Origin of the sequence: Pseudomonas sp. UBA7500 (assembly GCF_002478435.1) — a bacterium.
GTDB lineage: Bacteria > Pseudomonadota > Gammaproteobacteria > Pseudomonadales > Pseudomonadaceae > Aquipseudomonas > Aquipseudomonas palmensis.
The window spans coordinates 202,770-223,539 of sequence record NZ_DLNW01000006.1; the positions used below are offsets into that span (position 1 = coordinate 202,770).

Annotated in this window: 20 protein-coding genes; 11 read left to right on the forward strand and 9 right to left on the reverse strand. The window is 67.6% G+C overall.

The genetic code is table 11. From position 1 onward, the window contains the following. Positions 1-69: 69 nt before the first annotated feature. The 4 genes from B4I46_RS05855 (at position 70) to B4I46_RS05870 (ending at position 4,706) form a co-directional block, all read left to right on the forward strand. The gene (locus B4I46_RS05855) at positions 70-657 is read left to right on the forward strand and encodes a hypothetical protein (protein ID WP_286899015.1); all 588 of its coding nucleotides are present in this window, start codon (positions 70-72) and stop codon (positions 655-657) included. Between the two features lie 67 nt (positions 658-724). Continuing rightward, complete coding sequence (locus tag B4I46_RS05860; protein WP_286899019.1) at positions 725-1,243, forward strand: sigma-70 family RNA polymerase sigma factor; 519 nt, start codon at positions 725-727, stop codon at positions 1,241-1,243. Then, positions 1,240-2,214, forward strand: coding sequence for a FecR domain-containing protein (locus tag B4I46_RS05865; protein WP_058541394.1), 975 nt, complete (start codon positions 1,240-1,242; stop codon positions 2,212-2,214). The genes B4I46_RS05860 and B4I46_RS05865 overlap by 4 nt, the downstream gene beginning before the upstream one ends. 89 nt (positions 2,215-2,303) lie before the next feature. After that, the gene (locus B4I46_RS05870; protein ID WP_286899022.1) at positions 2,304-4,706 is read left to right on the forward strand and encodes a TonB-dependent siderophore receptor; all 2,403 of its coding nucleotides are present in this window, start codon (positions 2,304-2,306) and stop codon (positions 4,704-4,706) included. On the opposite strand, the gene B4I46_RS05875 is transcribed toward B4I46_RS05870, so the two are convergent. From B4I46_RS05875 to B4I46_RS05885, 3 genes are all read right to left on the reverse strand, one after another. Next, a complete protein-coding gene (locus B4I46_RS05875; protein WP_043864430.1) occupies positions 4,684-5,208 on the reverse strand; it encodes a hypothetical protein in 525 nt (174 codons plus the stop codon). The two genes, B4I46_RS05870 and B4I46_RS05875, sit on opposite strands and share 23 nt — an antisense overlap. 123 nt (positions 5,209-5,331) lie before the next feature. Then, positions 5,332-5,859, reverse strand: coding sequence for a UPF0149 family protein (locus B4I46_RS05880; RefSeq protein WP_286899026.1), 528 nt, complete (start codon positions 5,857-5,859; stop codon positions 5,332-5,334). Between the two features lie 101 nt (positions 5,860-5,960). Further along, on the reverse strand, positions 5,961-6,680 hold the full coding sequence (locus tag B4I46_RS05885; RefSeq protein ID WP_286899028.1) for an SDR family oxidoreductase: 720 nt from the start codon (positions 6,678-6,680) through the stop codon (positions 5,961-5,963). Between the two features lie 216 nt (positions 6,681-6,896). Between B4I46_RS05885 and B4I46_RS05890 the strand changes: the two genes are divergently transcribed. The 7 genes from B4I46_RS05890 (at position 6,897) to B4I46_RS05920 (ending at position 14,380) form a co-directional block, all read left to right on the forward strand. Beyond that, on the forward strand, positions 6,897-7,586 hold the full coding sequence (locus tag B4I46_RS05890) for a CPBP family intramembrane glutamic endopeptidase (protein ID WP_052504326.1): 690 nt from the start codon (positions 6,897-6,899) through the stop codon (positions 7,584-7,586). Between the two features lie 62 nt (positions 7,587-7,648). After that, positions 7,649-8,860 carry a YeeE/YedE family protein gene (locus B4I46_RS05895; RefSeq protein ID WP_286899032.1) on the forward strand — a complete coding sequence of 404 codons (1,212 nt, stop codon included), beginning with the start codon at positions 7,649-7,651 and terminating at the stop codon, positions 8,858-8,860. 262 nt (positions 8,861-9,122) lie between these two features. Next, entirely contained in the window at positions 9,123-10,346 is a 1,224-nt protein-coding gene (locus B4I46_RS05900; protein ID WP_043864434.1) for an SfnB family sulfur acquisition oxidoreductase, read from the forward strand. 9 nt (positions 10,347-10,355) lie between these two features. Continuing rightward, positions 10,356-11,729 carry an LLM class flavin-dependent oxidoreductase gene (locus tag B4I46_RS05905; RefSeq protein ID WP_058541399.1) on the forward strand — a complete coding sequence of 458 codons (1,374 nt, stop codon included), beginning with the start codon at positions 10,356-10,358 and terminating at the stop codon, positions 11,727-11,729. Next, the gene (locus tag B4I46_RS05910; protein WP_286899035.1) at positions 11,726-12,391 is read left to right on the forward strand and encodes a methionine ABC transporter permease; all 666 of its coding nucleotides are present in this window, start codon (positions 11,726-11,728) and stop codon (positions 12,389-12,391) included. Before B4I46_RS05905 ends, B4I46_RS05910 begins: the two co-directional genes overlap by 4 nt. 92 nt (positions 12,392-12,483) lie before the next feature. Continuing rightward, positions 12,484-13,254: a MetQ/NlpA family ABC transporter substrate-binding protein gene (locus tag B4I46_RS05915; RefSeq protein WP_213606960.1), complete on the forward strand. Its 771-nt coding sequence runs from the start codon at positions 12,484-12,486 to the stop codon at positions 13,252-13,254. A gap of 73 nt (positions 13,255-13,327) precedes the next feature. Beyond that, positions 13,328-14,380, forward strand: coding sequence for a methionine ABC transporter ATP-binding protein (locus B4I46_RS05920; RefSeq protein ID WP_058541401.1), 1,053 nt, complete (start codon positions 13,328-13,330; stop codon positions 14,378-14,380). Positions 14,381-14,418: 38 nt separating this feature from the next. Here B4I46_RS05920 and ssuD (B4I46_RS05925) read toward each other — a convergent pair whose 3' ends face one another. The 6 genes from ssuD (B4I46_RS05925) to B4I46_RS05950 form a co-directional block, all read right to left on the reverse strand. Next, entirely contained in the window at positions 14,419-15,558 is a 1,140-nt protein-coding gene (gene ssuD, locus B4I46_RS05925; RefSeq protein WP_286899039.1) for an FMNH2-dependent alkanesulfonate monooxygenase, read from the reverse strand. Positions 15,559-15,657: 99 nt separating this feature from the next. Next, positions 15,658-16,758, reverse strand: a complete 1,101-nt coding sequence (locus B4I46_RS05930) for a sigma-54 interaction domain-containing protein (RefSeq protein ID WP_043864440.1) — start codon at positions 16,756-16,758, stop codon at positions 15,658-15,660. 9 nt (positions 16,759-16,767) lie between these two features. Then, positions 16,768-17,958, reverse strand: coding sequence for an acyl-CoA dehydrogenase family protein (locus tag B4I46_RS05935; protein WP_058541402.1), 1,191 nt, complete (start codon positions 17,956-17,958; stop codon positions 16,768-16,770). After that, a complete protein-coding gene (ssuD, locus tag B4I46_RS05940; RefSeq protein WP_043864442.1) occupies positions 17,955-19,100 on the reverse strand; it encodes an FMNH2-dependent alkanesulfonate monooxygenase in 1,146 nt (381 codons plus the stop codon). Before ssuD (B4I46_RS05940) ends, B4I46_RS05935 begins: the two co-directional genes overlap by 4 nt. Beyond that, a complete protein-coding gene (gene msuE / locus B4I46_RS05945) occupies positions 19,097-19,675 on the reverse strand; it encodes an FMN reductase (RefSeq protein ID WP_043864443.1) in 579 nt (192 codons plus the stop codon). The genes ssuD (B4I46_RS05940) and msuE overlap by 4 nt, the downstream gene beginning before the upstream one ends. Positions 19,676-19,913: 238 nt before the next feature. Then, positions 19,914-20,696 (reverse strand): AraC family transcriptional regulator, encoded by a 783-nt coding sequence (locus B4I46_RS05950; protein ID WP_286899044.1) that lies wholly within the window; start codon positions 20,694-20,696, stop codon positions 19,914-19,916. Positions 20,697-20,770 lie beyond the last annotated feature (74 nt).

The window sequence follows — 20,770 nt, forward strand, 5'->3', positions numbered from 1 at the left end:
TCGTGCAGGAGCCGGCGTGCAGGAGCCGGCCTTGCCGGCGAGGCGCCTGGCCCCGACAATGTGTTCCCGATGGATGCTCCACCAAGGAAGGACTTCACCGTGCACCGTATCGCCACGCTGTTGTGCTTGCTGCTCACCCTGGGCGGCTGTACCGAATACAAATGGGGCCATGACTGGAAGCCCGACCGCCTGGGCGGCTGGCAGGACCACACCGACCCCAAGCTGCGCTACGGCGCGTCGCTGGGCGCCACCTGCAACGCCAGCCCGTTGTGGCTCAAGGTGGTGGATCACGGTCAATCGACCTACCAGTCGCTGTTGTTCATTCCGTTGTTCCCTGACCGCACAGGCGGCGAGTACCCCCTGTGGATAACCGTCAACCATCCGGCCCTCAAGGCGTGCAGCTCATCGGCACCGAGCCCGCTGCGGGTGAAGATGGGCGATCAGGTGGTACAGGGCCTGCGCTTTCCCGAGCGGGCGCAGGGCGACGGCACCTGCGTGATCGAATTCGATGACGATCGCTACGCGGCCGATGAGATGTCGATCGAGATCGACCCGGCGGTGCTGCCTTGCACGATCGCCCCCGTGACCCTGAAAAAGGACCGCTACTTCTGCATTCGCAACATGCGCTGGGGCGGCTCGCCCAGTTGCCGCGAGTAGGGCACGGCTTGCAAATCCCAGGGCGAGGGATAAGAATGCGAACAATTACCATTAGTGTGCCCCTCGCATGTCCAACCCGCGCCCGTCCGCCCAGCACCCGTTGCACCTGCTGTACGCCGAACACCATCACTGGTTGCGCGGCTGGCTGGCCCGTCGGCTCAATTCCCACGCCGATGCCGCGGACCTCACCCACGACACCTTCCTGCGTACCCTGACTTCGCCGCACCTGGGCCAGCTGGACGAACCGCGGGCGTTCCTGTGCATGGTCGCCAAGCGGGTGCTGTACACCTTCTGGCGTCGCGGCGAACTGGAGCGCGCCTACCTTGAAGCGCTGGCCAACCTGCCCGAGCCGGTGGCGCCATGCGAGGAAACCCTGGCGGTGCTGCGCGAGGCGCTGGAGGCGGTGGATGCCTTGCTGGCCGGGTTGCCGGCCAAGGTGCGCCATGCCTTTCTGCTCAACCGCCTGGAGGGCCTGACCCACCAGCAGATCGCCGACCAGATGCAGGTGTCGCTGAGCAGCGTCGAGCGCTGGGTGCGGCGCGCCGTGACCCATTGCTACCTGGCGCAACTGGGCGTGGGCACGTGAGCGGCCGCAGCCTGGCAGCGCTGACCCCGGCGGTGCGCGAAGCCATCGAATGGAGCGTGCGCCTGGGCTCGGGGGCGGCGACGGCAGCCGACCGCGACGCCTTCGAGCAGTGGCAGGCGCTGGACGCAAGCCATCGCCAGGCCTGGCAGGCGGTTACCCAGGCCACCCACACACCCTTGAACCCCTTGCTGGAAGTGCCCGGCAGCGCCAGTGCGGCCACCCGCGCCCTGCGCAGCAGCGGGTTGTCGCTGCAGCGGCGCCGGTTGCTGCGTGGCGGCAGCGCCTTGCTGCTGATGCTGGGCCTGCCGGCGTTGTTGACGGTGCAACGGCGCATGCCGCTGGACGCCGTGTTCAGCGACCACTACAGCGGCACCGGCGAGCGCAGGCGCATTCAACTGGCTGACGGCAGCGTGCTGCTGCTCAATGCGCGCACCACCGTGGAGGTGGCGTTCAGTGCCGAAGCCCGGGTGATCCATCTGCGCCACGGCGAGCTGAACATCCAGGTGGCCCGCGACCCGCACCGCCCCCTCGAGGTGGTCACTGCGCAAGGCCGGGTGCGGGCCCTGGGCACGCGCTTCAGTGTCGCCACGCTGGATCAGCGCAGTGCCGTCAGCGTGCAGCAGCACAGCGTGCAGGTGCGCAATCGCGCCGGGCAGAGCATCGTGGTGGACAGCGGGCAGACCCTGCGCTTTGCCGACGATGCACTCTCGCCCCTGGGCAATGAGCAAGGCCGCCTGGATGCCTGGATGGAAGGTCGCCTGGAGGTGGACGACGCGTCGCTGGGCAGCGTGATCGATGCCTTGCGCCCTTACCGCTACGGCGTGCTGCGGGTTTCCCCGGCGGCGGCGCAACTGCGCGTGTTCGGGGTGTTCCCGCTGGACGACAGCGACCGCGCCCTGCAATCGCTGGCGCAGGTGCTGCCGATCAGTGTCGAGGCGTTCGGGCCGATCACCCTGATCGACCTGCGCTGAAAAAACATTCCGCCAGGGTGAAGGCTTTTTTCGGCTCGCTGGACATAGCAGGAAACGTCCATTCACTTCCTGCGAGGAAAGCCCTTCACATGCGTCCCCAACTCCTGAGCCCCGCGCGCCTGGCACTGGCTGTCGCGGTTGCCGTTTCTGCCTGCTCCCTCGACCTGAACCGCGCCTGGGCGGACCCAGCCATGCAGCGCTATGCGTTACCGGCGCAACCGCTGGACCAGGCCCTGCGCCAGATCGCCCGGCAAAGCGCCAGCACCCTGGTGGTGGACCCGGCGTTGCTGCGCGGGCGCCAGAGCGCGGCGGTGAACGGGCAACTGAGCGCCGAGGCAGCGGTGCGCCAGGCAGTGGCGGGCAGCGGCCTGCAACTGCGCGTGACCGACAACGGCACCCTGACCCTGGAGAAGGCCGACAGCAGTGATGCGCTGCAACTGGGTGCCACCAGCATCACCGGCAGTACGCTGGGCGAGGTCACGGAAAACACTGGCTCCTACACCACCGCCAGCATGGCCACGGCCACCAAGTTCAAGGCCTCGGCCCGGGAAACCCCGCAGTCGGTGACCGTGGTCACCCGCCAGCGCATGGACGACCAGAACATGCAGACCCTGGACGACATCGCCAGCTACACGCCGGGGCTGACTCTGCGCAAGACCGGCGGCGAGCGCCCGCAGTTCTACTCGCGCGGTGCGGCCATCGACAACATCATGGTCGACGGCCTGCCCATCGCCTACGACAGCGACACCCTGGGCACCGCGACCCTGGCGATGTTCGACCGGGTGGAGGTGGTACGCGGGGCTTCCGGCCTGATGGTGGGCTCGGGCAACCCGTCGGGTACCCTCAACCTGGTGCGCAAGCGCCCCACGCTGGCGCCGCAGATCACCCTCACGGCGGCAGCCGGCAGCTGGGACAACTACCGTACCGAAATCGACGCCAGCAGCAGCCTCAATGATGCCGGTACCGTACGCGGGCGAGTGGTGGGCAGCTACCAGGACAAGAACAGCTTTACCGATGCCTACAGCAACCAGCGCCAGTTGCTGTACGGGATCACCGAATTCGACCTGTCGGACGCCACGACGCTGACCCTGGGCGGCTACTACAACCGCGAGGACAACCCCGGCGCGGACTGGAACGGCAGCCCGACCCATGCCGATGGCAGCTTCCTCGACATTTCCCGCTCGTCGCGCTTCAGCCCCGACTGGACCTACTGGGACAAGACCAACAAGAGCGTGTTCGCCGAGGTGGAACATCGCCTGGACAACGACTGGCGCCTGCGCCTGAGCGCCAGCTGGCTGAAGGCCAACCTGGAGATGCTGGGCAGCAGCTACTACCGGCTCGACCCGACCGCCGACGAGCTGCAACTGAATGTGGGGCGCTACTCCTACGAACATACGCAGAAGAGTATCGATGGTTATGCCAGCGGGCCGTTCAGCCTGTTCGGGCGTACCCATGAACTGGTGGTGGGGGCGAGCTACCGCCGCGACGATACCGACGACGGCCCTGGCGGCGGCCCGGATGCGAGCTTCAACTATGTCGTGGACCCCAACAACTTCCACTACAAGGACGTGCCCCGGCCGGCCATCGACTACAACTGGTCGCGCAAGGGCAAGGTGGATCAGTCCAGTGCCTACACCGCCGTGCGTTTCAACCTGCGCGATGACCTGAAGCTGATCCTCGGCTCGCGCCTGGACTGGTATGAGTACCAGCAGCACACCGAGGTCGGGGCCTACGCCTTCGGCGCCGACTACAAGGCCACCCGCGAGGTCACCCCGTATGCGGGGCTGATCTATGACCTGAACGACACCTACTCGGTCTACACCAGCTGGACGCGCATCTTCAAGCCGCAGGAGTACCAGAACAGCAGCGGTGGCCTGCTGGCGCCGGTAACCGGCACCAACTACGAGGCCGGTCTCAAGGCCGAGTACTTCGGTGGTGCGTTGAACGCCAGTTTCGCGCTGTTCCAGCTCGACCAGGAGAACCTGGCCAAGTCGTTGCCGGCAGGTGATTGCCCGACCATGGATGCCTGCTACGAGGCGGCCGGCGAAATTCGTACCCGCGGCCTGGAACTGGAACTGGGCGGCGAACTGGCGCCGGGCTGGCAGGCGTCGGCCGGCTATACCTATGCGGCGGCCGAGTATGTGAAGGCGACCGGCTCGGCGCAGAAGGGTGACCGCTTCGACAGTGATTCGCCGTACAACCTGTTCAAGCTGGCGACCAGCTACCAGTTGCCGGGCGACCTCGATCAATGGAGCGTGGGCGGGGCCTTTCGCACCCAGAGCCGCACCTATACCAGCTACAGCGTGAAGCAGGGCGGGTACAGCGTGGCCGACCTGATGGCCCAGTACCGCGTGACGCCGGCGGTGACGTTGCAGACCAACCTCAACAACGTGGCGGACAAGCGTTACTACCAGAGCATCAGCAACCCGGCCGGGGCCAACATCTTCGGCGAGCCGCGCAATGTGATGTTCACCGTGAAGTGGTCGTTGTGAAGTCGCTGAAGGCGCGGAACAGGCGGGTGCCCACGTAGCTGCGCAGGTGCGGGTGGCGGCTGCGGTGGTAGCAGTCCCAGTAGCTGACCATGCGTGCGCGGGTGAGGCTGAAGTAGGCGGGGTTGTCGTTGAAGAAGCGGCCGTAGGCGCTGGCGTCCAGGGTCGGCAGGTTGGCCTCGCACAGCGCCAGCAGCTCGATCACGTATTCGCCGGTGAGCTGGAACACGAACGGGATGACCCACGCTTCTGGTGCCCGAATGATCTGCTGCAGGTAACGCTCGCGCACGTGGCCGTCGGGGTGGCGGGTGAGCAGGCAGGCGTGGATCAGTGACCGGGCTGTATCGGCAGCCGGCAGGTGAAGGCGGTAGGGCAGGGTCAGGGGTTCGCCGTCGAGGGTGACGGCGATGCCCTGGTCACCGTTGGGCAGGTCGAGTTGCCGGGCCAGGTCCTGGACTTCGCGGGCCAGGTGGTGGGGGAAGGCGGCGGTGAGGGTGGTGGGCATGCACTGCTCCGGATTGTTGGGGTATGTGCTGGCGTCATCGCGGGTCAAGCCCGCTCCCACAAGGAACTGCGCCGAACCTGTGGGAGCGGGCTCGACCCGCGATGGGCGGCGCCGCCGCCCGCTTCAGCGCTGCGTCGCCCAGTACCCCTGCAACGCCCGCGCCGCCGGCTCGATGGCGGCCACGCGCTGGCGATGCAGCACCACATCCAGGTCGGCCGGCAGTTCGAAGTTGTCCTGTGCGGCACAGGTCTCGATCACATCCAGTGCCACCTGCTGCGCCGCCGGCAAGGCCGGCCAGTTGGCCAGGCCTGCACCGCGCAGGTAGCCAAAGCACCACTCTTCGGCCAGCGTCAGCGGCTGGCCGTTGTGCTCGGTCTCCTCGAAGCGTGGCGAGAAACGCTGGGCCAGGTTGTTCGCGTGCAGGGTCACCAGCTCGACGAAGCGCTGGCAGTCTGCAGCGCTTTCCCATTCCGGCTGGCGACCACCGAAGATCCCCGGGAACCAGTCGTCGATAGCCACAGGCGCCGGGCCGGACACCAGCGCGGTGAGGTAGCCGTCCAGTTCCGAGGCGTTGAGCACCGAATGGTCATCGCCATACTGCAGCAGGATGTCTTCGATGAACTCGAAGTCGGTGTCGTTGAGCGTCTGCATGAAAAAGGTCCTTCACATAACGGTGGGCGCAGCCAGGCTGCGCGTCAAAGGCGGGAAGGATGGCGCTTTCGCCGGTTTTTATCCAGCGTGCTGATCAGCGCTCAGAAGCGCTCGTCGAGCAGGGCCGGCAAGGTCAGCTCCTTGACGTAGCTGGCCGACGACAGGCTCAGTGCCATGCGCACCACCTGCACCACGTCGTGCACGGGGATCAGCTGGCCTTCGCCGCGTTGCTCGGCCACGTCGCGGGGCGTGCTGAGCGGGTCTTCGGTGTTGAGGTAACCCAGGTTCAGGCAGGTCACGGCCAGGCGCCGCTCGCGGTAGCCTTCGCGCAGCGCATCGGCGATGCCACGCAGGGCGAACTTGGAGGCGCCGAAGGCCACCTCGGGGCGCCCGCTCTGGGGCAGGCCGGAGGTGGAACCGGTGAGGATGATGCGCGGGGTGGCGCTGCGCAGCAGGGTGGGCAGCAGGCGCTTGATCAGCAGCAGGGTGGCGGTGATGTTGCAACTGACGATGGCCTGTACCTGCGCGTCGCTGTCGCCGAGAAAGTCGTAGGCCGGGTCGAAGGCCAGCTCTTCCCAGATGCCGAGGTTGTAGATCAGCGTGTCGAGGCCGTGCTCTGCCACAGCCTGGGCGATGGCGTGCGCGGCGCTGGCCGGCTCGGCCAGGTTGGCTTCGACCCAGTTCAACTGCACGCCGGCCTTGGCGGCGATGCCGTCGGGGCGCGTGCGCGACACGCCGACCAGCGTGTCGCCCGCCTCGCCGAGGCCTTCGATCAGGGCCTTGCCCAGCCCTTTGCTGGCACCGACTACCAGGGTTTTCATGGGGTGATTTCCTTGTCTGCACGGGGAGAGAGCGCGGATGCAAACAGAGGGCGAGGGGAATGGCAAATGGCCGGATGTATCCAGATGTGAATCTACTTGAGCGCTTAGCCTGAGCAGCCGGCTGCCGGCGATGGGCTGCGCAGCAGCCGCGAAACTCGCCATAATGCGCCCCCCACCAAGGAGAACGCTGTGAACAACCCCGTACAAGGAAGTCCCGTGACCACCCCTTACATCGCCAGCACCGCCGGCAAGCGCATCGGCCTCGCGCTGCTGGGTCTGCTGCTGTACTTCACCGCGCAGTTCGCCGGCGCCTTTCTGTTCGGCAGTGGCCTGGACTTCACCCTGGCTTTGTTCGGCGCCCACCTGGTGGCGTGTGCAGCCATCGGCGGGCTGTACCTGTTGCTGCGGCGCAACCCGCTGGCCGGGCATGCCTTCAGGGGGGCCAACTTCAGCTACAAGGCCCTCTGGCTTGGCCTGACCAGCGTGGTGGTGGTCTACCTGCTGGCCTACAACTACGCCGCCCTGGTCGACCAGCCCGCCGAGCCGTTCATGCTGCAGTTCATGACCCTGCTCGGTGCCGGTTCGCTGGCCGATCGCGTGCTGCTGACCAGCATGGTCATCGTGCTCGCCCCCCTGGGCGAAGAGCTGGCGTTCCGGCATTTTCTGCTCAACCTGTTCCCGTTCCGCAAGCCGCTGTGGGCGGTGGTGGCGATCGTGGTCAGCGCCCTGGCGTTTGCCGCCATCCACCTGCAGTACACCTTCAGGTCGACCGTGGTGCTGTTGTTCATCCTCGCCCTGATGCTGGCCTATGCGCGGATCAGGACCGGCGGCCTGCTGGTGCCCATGGCGATGCATGCCTGCGCCTCGACCCTGGCACTGGCGATGTACCCGCTGTTCTATCCGTGAGCCCGCACGGTGGCTGGTGACGGTATACTCGCGGCCTGTTCCGTCTATATCCGAGTATCGTCATGGGTCTTTCTCTCTCCGCGGCGCCTGAGCGCCGTCTCGGCGCGCCACTGGTTGCGCTGTCATTGCTGGTGGTCGGCGCCGTCTTTCTGAATGCCAGCGTGGGCATCAAACAGGTGCTGCTGCTGATCGTCGGCGCCGCCCTGGGCCTCACGCTGTACCACGCCGCGTTCGGCTTCACGTCCGCCTGGCGGGTGTTCATCAATGAGCGCCGTGGCGCCGGCCTGCGCGCGCAGATGGTGATGCTGGCTATCGCCGTGCTGCTGTTCTTTCCGGCCCTGGGCGCCGGCACGCTGTTCGGCCAGCCGGTGACCGGGCTGGTGGCGCCGGCCGGGGTGTCGGTGGTGTTCGGTGCGTTCATCTTCGGCATCGGCATGCAGATGGGCGGCGGCTGTGCCTCGGGCACCCTGTTCACCGTGGGCGGTGGCAACGCGCGCATGCTGGTGACGCTGCTGTTCTTCATCATCGGTTCGGTAACTGCAACCCACCACGCCGACTGGTGGTTCGCGCTGCCGTCGTTCCCGGCCACCTCCCTGGTGCAGACCTTTGGCGTGGCCCCCGCGCTGGTGCTTAACCTGGTGGTGTTCGGCCTGATCGCCTGGGGCACGGTGGTGCTGGAGAAGCGTCGCCACGGCGTCCTCGAGGCCCCGGCAGGCAGCCAACATGAGGGCCTGAGTCGCTTCCTGCGTGGCCCGTGGCCGCTGGTGTGGGGCGCGATCGGCCTGGCGCTGCTGAACTACGCGACCCTGGCACTGGCGGGCCGGCCGTGGGGCATCACCTCGGCGTTCGCCCTGTGGGGCGCCAAGACCCTGAGCGGGCTGGGCGTGGACGTGGGCAGCTGGGCGTTCTGGCAGATGCCGGGCAACGCCAAGGCGCTGGCTGCACCGCTGTGGGAGGACGTGACCACGGTGATGGACATCGGCATCGTGCTGGGTGCGTTGCTGGCAGCAGGCCTGGCCGGGCGCTTTGCGCCGAGCCTGAGGATTCCGATGCGCTCGCTGCTGGCCGCGGTGATCGGCGGCCTGCTGCTGGGCTACGGCTCGCGGCTGGCGTATGGCTGCAACATCGGCGCGTACTTCAGCGGCATCGCCTCGGGCAGCGTGCATGGCTGGCTGTGGCTGGTGGCGGCGTATGCCGGCAACGTGGTGGGGGTGCGGATTCGCCCGCTGTTCTTCGTGGCTGAACGCAAGAGCGTGGCAGCCAGCGGCGGCTGAGGCTGGCGGTACTGCATGGGAACCGGCTCGCAGTAGCCGGTTTTTTCATGCCTGCCCGTTACTGCGAATAGGCGCGCGGTGTACGGGGAGCAACTGACCGCTGTCGTACTGTTGCACTGCGAACAGTTGGCCAACACTTTGTTGCCGTGCATCCAGCCATGCCACTTTATGTTGTGCGTAACTCATTGATTTATATGTGAAATTCAAGTGGCATGGGTTGTGCTATCTCACGGGGGACTCTGTGTACTCATCGAGATAGACCATGACTGCCACCCCTGTTTCTGCCCACTACGACATCCGCCAGCCGGATGCCCATGTCATCCGTGACGATGCCGAAGCCATTGCCATTGCCCATCGGGTTGCCGCGCTGCTGCGCGAAGGCGCGTCCGAGCGCGACCGCAGCCGCCAGGTCCCGGCCGACGTGGTGGATGCGTTCTCCAACAGCGGCCTGTGGGGCATCACCGTACCGAAACAATACGGCGGGGCGCAGGTGTCCTTCGCCACCCTGGCCGAAGTGATCGCGATCATCTCCGCCGCCGACCCTTCGCTGGGGCAGATACCGCAGAACCACTACTGCCTGCTCGAAGACATCCGCCTGCAGGGTAGCGAAGAGCAGAAGCGCTTCTTCTTCGACCTGGTGCTGGCCGGGCACCGCTTTGCCAATGCGCTGTCGGAAACCGGCGGCAAGAACGTCAAGGAGATCCAGACCCGCATCGTGCCCCATGCCGATGGCTACCGCATCGACGGGCGCAAGGGCTACTGCACCGGCTCGTTGTACGCGCACTGGCTGGGGGTGCTGGCGCTGGACGCGCAGGACCGCTCGCAACTGGCCTTCGTGCGCCGCGATACCCCGGGCCTGGTGATCGTCGATGACTGGGACAACATCGGCCAGCGCACCACCTCCAGCGGCACGGTGCTGGCGCAGGAGCTGATCGTGCCGGCGTTCAACCTGTTTCCCACCTACCGCTCGTACGAAACCCCGACCCTGGCCGGCCCCTTCGCGCAACTGACCACCGCCGCCATCGACGCCGGCATCGGCCGTGCGGCGCTGGACGACGCCATCACCTTCATCCGCGAGCAGGCCCGCCCGTGGATCGATGCGGGCGTGGAGCAGGCCAGCCAGGACCCGCTGACCATCGTGCAGATCGGCGCGCTGGAGATTCGCCAGGAAGCCGCCGAGGCCCTGCTGGAGCGCGCCGGCAAGGTGCTCGACCGGGCCAGCCTGGCCCCCGACGAGGACTCGGTGGCCCAGGCCTCGGTGGCCGTGGCCAAGGCCAAGGTGCTGACCACCGAAGCGGCGATCGAGGCCAGCAACCGCCTGTTCGAGCTGGGCGGCACGCGCTCCACCCAGGTGCGCCACAACCTCGACCGGCACTGGCGCAACGCCCGCGTGCACACCCTGCACGACCCGGTGCGCTGGAAGTACCACCTGGTGGGCAACTGGGCCTTGAACGGGGCCAAGCCACAGCGTCACGACTGGAACTAGGCCGCCACCATGCCCAAGCAGATACGCCTCAATGCCTTTGCCATGAACACCGTCGGCCACCTGTCGCCGGGCTTGTGGCGCCATCCGCGTGACCAGGCCACGCGCTACACCGACATCCACTACTGGACCGAGCTGGCCAGGACCCTGGAGCGCGGCAAGATCGACGGGTTGTTCATCGCCGATGTGCTGGGCGCCTACGACGTGTACGGCGGCAACGCCGACGAGGCGCTGCGTACGGCAGCGCAGGTGCCGGTGAACGACCCGCTGCAGCTGGTGCCGGCCATGGCCGCCGTCACCGAGCACCTGGGGTTTGGCGTGACCGCCTCGGTGTCGTTCGAGCACCCGTACCCGTTTGCCCGGCGCATGTCCACGCTCGACCACCTGACCCGTGGCCGCGCCGGCTGGAACATCGTCACCTCGTACCTGTCCAGCGGGGCGCGCAACCTTGGCCAGCGCGAACAGCTGTCGCATGACCAGCGCTACGCCCTGGCCGAGGAGTACCTGCAGGTCTGCTACAAGCTGTGGGAGGCCAGCTGGGAAGACGACGCCGTGCGCGCCGACCGCGCCAGCGGGGTGTATGCCGACCCGGCCAAGGTGCACGGCATCGGCCACCAGGGCGAGTTCTTCCAGGTACCGGGCTTTCACCTGTGCGAGCCTTCGCCCCAGCGCACCCCGGTGCTGTACCAGGCCGGTGCTTCGACGCGCGGCAGGGCGTTTGCGGCGGCCAACGCCGAGTGCGTGTTCGTTGCTGCGCCGAGCAAGACGGTGCTCAAGAACCAGGTGGCGCAGGTGCGCGCTGCGGCGGTGGCGGCCGGCCGCGCACCGGGCGATATCCTGGTGCTGGAGCAGCTTACGGTGATTGTCGCCCCCACCGATGAACAGGCCCTGGCGCGCCTGCGCGAGTACCGCGAGTACGCCAGCGCCAGCGGTGCGCTGACGCTGATGTCGGGCTGGACCGGCATCGACTTCGCCCAGTACCAGAGCGACCAGGTGCTGCGCGAAGTGCAGAGCGATGCGATCCAGTCGGCGGTGGAAGCCTTCACCCGTGCCGACCCCAGCCGCACCTGGACCACCGCCGAAATTGCCGACTATTGCGCCATCGGCGGCGACGGCCCGGTACTGGTGGGCTCGGCGCAGACGGTGGCCGACCAGTTGCAGGAATGGGTGCAAGAGACCGACGTGGACGGCTTCAACCTGGCCAGCGTGGTGGCCCCGGAAACCTTCGAGGCGGTGGTCGACCTGCTGGTGCCCGAGCTGCAGGCCCGTGGCCTGTTCAAGCGCGATTACGCCCAGGGCACGCTGCGCAACAAGCTGTTCGACGCAGGTGACCGGCTGGGCGCGCCGCACCCGGCCGCCGCGCTGCGCAGGGGCGCTGGGCAATGAGCGAGCTGCTGGCCCATGTCGACTGGCCCGAGGTGGGCCAGGCCTGCCTCGACACCCTGAGCATGCTCGGCGTAGCGCTGGGTTTCACGGTGCTGATGGGGCTGCCGCTGGGGGTGCTGCTGTACCTCACCGGCCAGCGCCAGTTGCTGGCCTCGCCGCTGGTGTACCGCGTGCTGTCGGTGGTGGTGAACGTGCTGCGTTCGATGCCGTTCATCATCCTGCTGATTGTGCTGATCCCGCTCACCCAGGTGGTGGCCGGTACTTCGCTGGGCGTGCCCGGCGCCATACCGCCGCTGGTGATCGGCTGTACGCCGTTCTTTGCGCGGCTGGTGGAAATCGCCCTGCGCGAGGTCGACCGCGGCCTGGTGGAGGCCACCCAGTCGATGGGTGGCAGCACCTGGCAGATCGTGTGGCACACCGTGCTGCCCGAGGCGCGCACCGGCCTGATCGCGGCGGTGACGGTGACCGCCATCGTGCTGGTGGACTACACGGCGATGGCCGGCGTGGTCGGTGGCGGCGGCCTGGGCGACCTGGCGATCCGCTTCGGCTACCAGCGCTTTCAGACCGACGTGATGGTGGTGACCGTGCTGCTGCTGATCGTGCTGGTACAGGTGCTGCAGGTGAGTGGCGACCGGCTGGTGCGGCGCTTCACCCGGCGTTGAATTGTGTTTCCCGTCAGCGGCAGCCGGGTTTCGCTGCCGCCGGCCCACGTATCCCACGGCGGCCAATGTTCTACCTGTTCAGGAGCAAGCCCATGAAGAAGACCCTGGCCGTACTGGCCGCCGTGCTGTCGCTGTCGGCGCACGCCAACGAGAAACTGGTGGTGGGCGCCACCCCGGTGCCGCATGCCGAGATCCTCGAGTTCGTCAAACCGGCGCTGGCGGCCGAAGGCGTGGACCTGGACATCAAGGTGTTCAGCGATTTCATCCAGCCAAACCTGCAACTGGCGGAGAAGAACCTGGACGCCAACTACTACCAGTACCGGCCATTCCTCGACGAATTCAACGCCACCCGCAAGACCGACCTGGTGCCGGTGGTGGGCGTGCACATCGAGCCTTTCGGTGCGTACTCCACCCGCATCAAGAGCATCGCCGAGCTCAAGGACGGTGCCAGCGTCGCCATCCCCAACGACCCGGTCAACGCCGGGCGTGCCCTGGTGCTGCTGCACGAAGCCGGGCTGCTCACCCTCAAGGACCCGAGCAACACCCTGGCGACCCAGCGCGACATCGCGGCCAACCCAAGGCACCTGAAGATTCGCGAACTCGAAGGCGCGCTGCTGGCCCGTGCGGTGAACCAGGTGGACCTGGCGTTCGTCTTCGCCAACTACGCGCTGGAGGCGGGCATCGATACCAGCAGCGCGCTGATCGTGGAGAAGGGCAAGGACCTGTACGTGGAGTACCTGGTCGCACGCCCCGACAACATCGATGACCCGCGCATCCAGAAGCTGGCCAAGGCGCTGAACTCGCCACAGGTGCGCGACTTCATCCTGACCCGCTACAAGGGCCAGATAGTGCCCGGCTTCTGAGCCCCGGTGGCCCGCGCTGGCGACAGCGCGGGCCTTGGTCGAATCGCATCCTTCGCAGGGCAGGCCTTGATCCATGGTCAGTTTCAATCAACAGCCGCTGGCAGGCGCCGTGCATATCCGCCTGGTGGGGCTCGGCAAGCAGTACCCGGGGCGCGAGCGCACTGTGCATGCGCTGCGCGACATCAACCTGGAGATACGCCGGGGCGAGGTGTTCGGCATCATCGGGCGCAGCGGCGCGGGCAAGTCGTCGCTGCTGCGTTCGCTCAACCGCCTGGAGCAACCCAGCAACGGCCAGGTGCTGATCGACGGCGAGGACATCGCCGGCTACGACACCGCGCAACTGGCCCGCCAGCGCCAGCGCACCGGCATGATCTTCCAGCACTTCAACCTGATGTCGGTGAAAACCGTCGGCGAGAACATCGGCCTGCCGCTCAAGCTGGCCGGCATTGGCCGCGCCGAGCGCGAGCGGCGGGTGAGCGAGATGCTGCAACTGGTGGGCCTGGAGGACAAGCGCGATGCCTTCCCTGCACAGCTGTCCGGTGGCCAGAAGCAGCGCGTCGGCATCGCCCGGGCGCTGGTGCTGCAGCCCGACCTGCTGCTGTGCGACGAGGCGACCTCGGCGCTGGACCCGCAAAGCACCCAGTCGATTCTGGCGCTGCTACGCGATATCAACCGGCGCCTGAACCTGACCATCGTGCTGATTACCCACGAGATGGAAGTGATCCGCGAGCTGTGCGACCGCGTGGTGGTGCTGGAGGCGGGCGAGGTGGTGGAGCAGGGCGAGGTGTGGCGGGTGTTCGGCTGCCCGTGCCACGAGGTGACCCGCACCCTGCTGCGCACCCTGCACCCTGGCGGCGCCCATGACCTGGCCCCAGCCAGCGCCGGCGACTGGCTGCTCGACCTGCATTACACCGGGGCCCGTGGCCAGGCGCCGGAGCTGAGCGCGATCAGCGCGGCACTGGGTTACCCGACCCACCTGGTGCAGGCCAATATCGAGCGTATCCAGGGGCGTATCCTTGGCCGTCTGCGCGTGCGCGTGGAGGCCCCTGAACAGGTGTGTGCGCAGGTGCTGCAGCAGGCCCGCACAGTGGCCGACAGCGTCGAGCGGGTGGCCGCACGGGCCTGAGCCGACCGGCCTGCACCGGGTAGCCCGGGCCCTGCCCGTTACTGGCTGGCGGCGGGCCTGGCCTGGCCGGCACGCACGTCGAAGGCGCCCCCGGTGAAGGCGCCATCCACCGTCACCTTGCTTTTGCCGGGCAGCAGCGGGAACACCAGTTCGGCGAAGCGGTAGGCTTCCTCCAGGTGCGGGTAGCCCGACAGCACGAAGCGGTCCACGCCCAGGGCGACGTACTCCTGCAGCCGTGCCGCCACCGTGGCCGGGTCGCCGACCAGTGCGGTGCCCGCGCCGCCACGCACCAGGCCGACCCCGGCCCACAGGTTGGGCGAGACTTCCAGCCGGTCGCGGCGCCCGCCGTGCAGCGCGGCCATGCGCCGCTGGCCTTCGGAATCCATGCTGGCGTAGTTGGCCTGTGCGGCGGCGATGGTGGCCTCGTCCAGGTGGCTGATCAGTTCCTCGGCCGCCGCCCAGGCCTGTTCACTGGTTTCACGCACGATCACATGCAGGCGCACGCCAAACTGCACCGTGCGCTCGTGGCGGGCGGCACGGGCGCGCACGTCGGCGATCTTTTCGGCCACCGCGGCGGGTGGCTCGCCCCAGGTCAGGTAGGCGTCCACATGCCTGGCCGCCAGCTCGTGCGCGGCGGCTGACGAGCCACCGAAGTACAGCGGCGGGTAGGGCGTCTGCACCGGCGCGAAGAAGTTCTGCGCGCCCTCCACCCGCAGGTGCTCGCCGTGAAAGTCGACCCGTTCGCCACTGAGCAACTGGCGCCACACGGTGAGGAATTCGTCGGCGGCGTCGTAGCGCTGGTCGTGCGCGAGAAACACGCCATCGGCGGCCAGCTCGGTGGCATCGCCGCCGGGCACCACGTTGAGCAGCAGGCGTCCGCCGCTGGCCTGGTCGAGGGTGGCGGCCTGGCGCGCCGACGCGGTGGGGTTGCCCAGCGAGGTGCGCAGGGCCACCAGCAGCTTGAGGCGGTGGGTCACCGGCACCAGGCTGGCGGCGGTGACCCAGGGGTCGAGGCAGCTGCTGCCGGTGGGGATGAGAATGCCGTCATAGCCGAGGTTCTCGGCGGCCACGGCAATCTGGCGCATGTAGGCGTTGGTGGCCGGGCGCCCGCTGGCGGAGTGGCCGAGGTAGCGGGTGTCGCCGGAGGTGGGCAGAAACCAGAAGATATCGAGGCTCATGGTGGGGTGCTCGTTGCAGGAAGAATGGGCCACCGCCCCGGCCGGGACGGCGTGCAACGCAAGGTGGGTGAGGTCGCTGCTTGCTTGGGCAAGTCTGGATCAGATCGACAGATTGATGACGCGTGTGGCGTTCGGCTCCGGTGGCGGCTGGCGCTTGTTCACCACCAGTTCGCCGATGCGGATCAGCAGGGCACGGGTGACGTTGCGGCTCAGGCCCAGCAGGCGCGCGGTGTGCACCTGGTTGTAGTGGCAGAAGCGGTAGGCACTGCGCAGCAGCGCCTCCTCGACCTTTTCATGCAGCGCGCCGTGCTCTTCTTCGAACAGCTTCTGAAACGCGCGCTGCAACAGGGCGTTGGCGGATGTGTCCGGGGCGGGTGTGCCCTCGGGCCGCTCGATGCGCAGGTTGGACAGGCGCAGGTCGTCCTGCTGGATCACGCCGTCATGGCAGATCAGCAGGGTGTGGTGGATGACGTTTTCCAGCTCGCGGATGTTGCCCGGCCAGTCGTAGCTGGCCAGCTTGTGCTCGGCCTCGCTGCTCAACTGCACATCGCCATAGCCCAGGCGGGCGCTGTAGCTGGCCATGAAGTGGCGGGTCAGCGGCAGGATATCGCCGGGGCGCTCGCGCAGCGGGTACAGCTGCAGGCTGACCACGTTGAGGCGGTAGAACAGGTCTTCGCGAAAGTGCCCGGCGTTGATCGCCTTTTCCAGCTGCACGTTGGTGGCGGCCAGCACGCGCACGTTGATCGGGATGCTCTTGCGCGACCCCAGGCGCACCACTTCGCGCTCCTGCAGCACGCGCAGCAGCTTGACCTGGATGGCCATCGGCAGGTCGCCGATCTCGTCGAGAAACAGCGTGCCGCCGTCGGCTTCCTCGAACCAGCCGGCCTTGGACGCCAGGGCGCCGGTGAAGGCGCCCTTTTCGTGGCCGAACAGTTCGGCCTCGACCAGCGACTCGGAGAACGCCCCGCAGTTGACCGCCACGAACGGCCCGTGGTGGCGCCGGCTGAGGTTGTGGATATGTCGCGCCACCAGCTCCTTGCCCGTACCGGTTTCGCCAATGATCAGCACGCTGGCCTCACTCGGCGCGACCTGCTGCAGGTGGGCGAGCAGCGCCTGCGACCTCGGGTCTTCGAACACCTGTGCGGTGGCCCTGATCGAGGTGGCCAGGGTTGGCGATGGCGGGAGCGTCAACAGGTGCATGGGCAGCCCTCAGGAGTAGAAGGACGGGGCGGGTACCGTCCGGTTCAGGGCCCAGTCACCCAGCTCGTGGACCTTGTAGTCCACCGGGTCGTGCAGGGTCTGGGTGCGCAGGTTGCGCCAGTAGCGATCGAAGCGCAGCGAGGCATGCGTGGCGCGCGCGCCGGTCACTTCGAACAGGCGGTTGCACAGGTCCAGGCCGGTGCGGGTGGCCGCCACCTTGGCCGCGGCGATGGACAGCGCCAGCTGCCCGCGCTCGTCGCTGCTCAGCGTGGGGCCCTTGTGCCAGGCTTCGTCGAGCTGGTTGCAGGCGCGTTCGGCCAGCAGCCGAACGCCTTCCAGGCCCACCCAGAAGTCGCCGTAGTGGCGCAGGATGTACGGGTCTTCGCTGACGTGCCGGGCATTGGACTTGAACCACGGTCGCCCTTCCTTGAGCGTGTACTGGCGTGCCTCTTCCAGCGCCCCTTCGGCGATGCCGAGGAAGATGTGCGCAAAGTGCAGTTGCGCGATCAGCGGGCGCAGGCAGGCGAACGGAGTGCTCAGCGGGCCGGGGTCGAGCAGCAGTTCGGATTCCTCGACGCGCACGCGCTCGAAGGTGGCGCTGCCGCTGTCGGTCTGGCGCTGGCCCATGTTGTTCCAGTCGCCATGCAGGGTGATGCCGGTACGTGCCGTGGGGATGGCGGCGATCAGCAACTTGCCGCCGGCGCTTTCATCCACCGCCGAGGCGATCAGCATTTCCGAGTCGCTGGCGCCGGAGCAGAAGCTCTTCTTGCCCGAGAATTCGCGCCAGCCGTCGTACTTCTTGACCACGGTGCGGGTGTCGAGCGGGTTCAGGGCATTGCCCCAGAACCAGTTCTTGCGGGCGGTCTGCTCGAACCAGGGCTGCCACTGGTCGGGGCTGGAGAACAGGCGCACGGTGGCCAGCATCAGGTGCTGGAAGCCGAACACGTGGGCGATGGAGCTGTCGACCCGGGCGAACTCGCGCACGATGTTCAGGGTTTCGCCCCAGCTGGCGCCCATGCCGCCGAACTGCGTGGGAATGCTCAGGGCCAAGAGGCCGCTGTGGCGAATGGCGTCACGCTCGGCCTTGGGTGTGCCGCCACGCTCGTCGCGTTCGGCGGCGGTCAGTGCGAACTCGGCGGCCAGGGCGCGCGCGGCCTGCAGCGGGCTGAGCAGGGTGGGTTCCGGTTGCTTGGCACTCATGCGGTCTGCGCCTTGGGCAGCACATCGTTGGCGATCATTTCGCCGAACGGCCCGGTCAGGTTGGTGACGCCGCGCCCGGCCAGGCTGGCGTAGGGTTCTGGCAGCAGCGGGAACACCAGCTCGGCGAAGCGGTAGGCTTCCTCCAGATGGGGGTAGCCGGAGAAGATGAAGCTTTCGATGCCCAGGTCGGCGTATTCCTTTATGCGCGCGGCCACCTGTTGCGGGTCGCCCACCAGCGCGGTGCCGGCGCCGCCCCGTACCAGGCCCACACCGGCCCACAGGTTGGGGGCGATCTCCAGCTGGTCGCGGCGACCGCCGTGCAGGGCAGCCATGCGCCGTTGGCCTTCGGAGTCGAAGCGCGCGAAGGACTGTTGCGCCGCGGCGATGGTGTCGTCGCTGATGTGCGCGATCAGGCGGTCGGCGGCCTGCCAGGCCTCTTCGGCGGTTTCGCGCACGATCACGTGCAGGCGGATGCCGAACTTCACCGTGCGCCCGTGCCTGGCGGCGCGGGCGCGCACATCGGCGATCTTCTCGGCGACGGCGGCGGGCGGTTCGCCCCAGGTGAGGTACACGTCCAGCTGTTCGGCGGCCAGGTCATGGGCGGCGTCGGACGAGCCACCGAAGTACAGCGGCGGGTAGGGCTTTTGTACCGGTGGGTAGAGCGCCTTGGCGTTCTCGACCTTGAAGTGCTTGCCCTCGAAATCCACCGACTCGCCTTGCAGTACGCGGCGCCAGATACGCAGGAACTCGTCGGTGACCTCGTAGCGTTCGCTGTGGCTGAGGTGGATGCCGTCGCCGCGGTTCTCGTCGGGGTCGCCGCCGGTGACCACGTTGATCAGCAGGCGCCCGCCGGACAGGCGGTCCAGGGTGGCGGTCATGCGCGCCGACACGGTGGGCGAGATGATGCCGGGGCGAATGGCTACCAGGTAGCGCAGGCGTTCGGTCAGCGGCGCCAGGGCCGAGGCGACCACCCAGGAGTCCTCGCACGAGCGGCCGGTGGGGATCAGCACGCCGTGGTAGCCCAGGCCATCGGCGGCCTGGGCGATCTGCTTGAGGTAGTTGAGGGTGACCGGGCGCGCGCCGTCGCTGGTGCCGAGGAAATGACCGTCGCCGTGGGTGGGCAGGAACCAGAACACGTTCATCGTTCGGCCCCGCTGGCGAGCTTGCGCTGGCTGTGGGCGTGGGCGGCGAAGAACGGTGCGGCACGCTCGGCGGCCAGGCTGACACGGGCTTGCAGCACCGGGCTGCTGACCTGGTAGTTCTGCAGGTCGCCTTCGCTGCCATACACGCCGATGGGTAGGGTCAGCGCCTGGAAGAAGCTGAACAGCGGGCGCAGCTGGTGGTCGATCACCAGCGCATGCAGCGGGCTGCCACCGGTGGCGGCCAGCAGCACCGGGGTGTCGATCAGGCTGTCCTGGCCCACCAGGTCGAACAGGTGCTTGAGCAGGCCGGGGTAGGAGCCGCGGTAAACCGGCGAGGCAACGATCAGCAGGTCGGCATGCTCGATGGCCTGCAGCTGCTGTTCGACCGTGGCCGGCAGTTCGGCGCGCGACAGGGCGCCGCCTACCGGGCGGGCGATCTCGCTCAGCTCGATGAGCTGGGCGTCGATGTGCAGGTGCTTGCCCAGCTCGGCGACGATCGCCTCGGTCAGTGCCAGGGTGCGGGAGGGGCGATAGGCGCCGCCGGAAACGGCGACGACCTTGAGTGCTGCGGTCATGTGTGCGTCCTGTGGTGTGGCCCTGCGCTCAGAGCGTTACCCAGGCTTGAGCAAGAGCCGTACCACAGTCGCAGGCCCCGTTTTTGCTGGGCCTGGCGCGGTAGTGAGGTGGCAATGGTGTTGGTGCGGGAGGTTTTTGTTGGCTGGCTGTTGCTGGGGCAACAGTTGCTGGGCAGACAGTTGGCTGTCTGTGTAGGCCTGGCGCGCTACTGCTTGGGTTGCAGCGAATCGTGGTGCATCAACTTACCGCGTTGGCGAAGTACTGGCTGGGCGCCGCGCCCAGCACGCGCCGGAACACACTGGTGAACGCACTGGGGCTGCTGTAGCCAAGGTCCGTCGCCACCCGCGTGATCGCCTCGCCATTGCCCAGGCGCACCACCGCCGACATCAGGCATGCCTGCTGTCGCCATGCCACGAAGCTGATGCCGGTGTGCTGGCGAAACAGCCGGGTGAAGGTGCGCCGGCTCATGCCCACCTGGCGGGCCATGTCATCGATCCCTGTATCCAGCGAGGGCTGTGCCAGCAAGTGCTGGCAGGCCCGGGCGAGCCTGGGTTCGCTGGGCAGCGGTGCATTCAGCGACAGCGCCGGCATGTCGGCAATCTCGTGCAGCAGCAGGTTCATCAGGTAGCCCTCGCGGCTGCCTTCGGCATACAGCGCCGGCACATCCCGGGCGCCCAGCAGCAGTTGGCGCAGCAGCGTCGACACACCGAACACCTGGCAGTGTGCGGGCAGGCCGAGGCGGGTGGCGGCAGGCTGGCGCACATAGGTGTTCAGCATCGTCACCGGGCCGTTCATGCTCATCTCGTGGGGCACGCCTGCGGGCACCCAGATGGCCCGCTGCGGCGGCACCACCCAGTTGCCCTGGCGGGTGAACACCGTGATCACCCCGCAGGCCGCATAGGCGAACTGCCCACGCTGATGGGTATGCAAGGCAAAGTGCTGCCCGTCGCCATAGTCGTTGGCTGTGACCACGGCGTCGCGGGGGGTGTGTTCATAGGGGTCGATGTCGATTTCGCGCATGGCCCGAATTTAATGATCTATGACCTGATAGTGCAAGCGAGCCAGTGTGCTCATTGCGCATAGTGGCGCCCTGA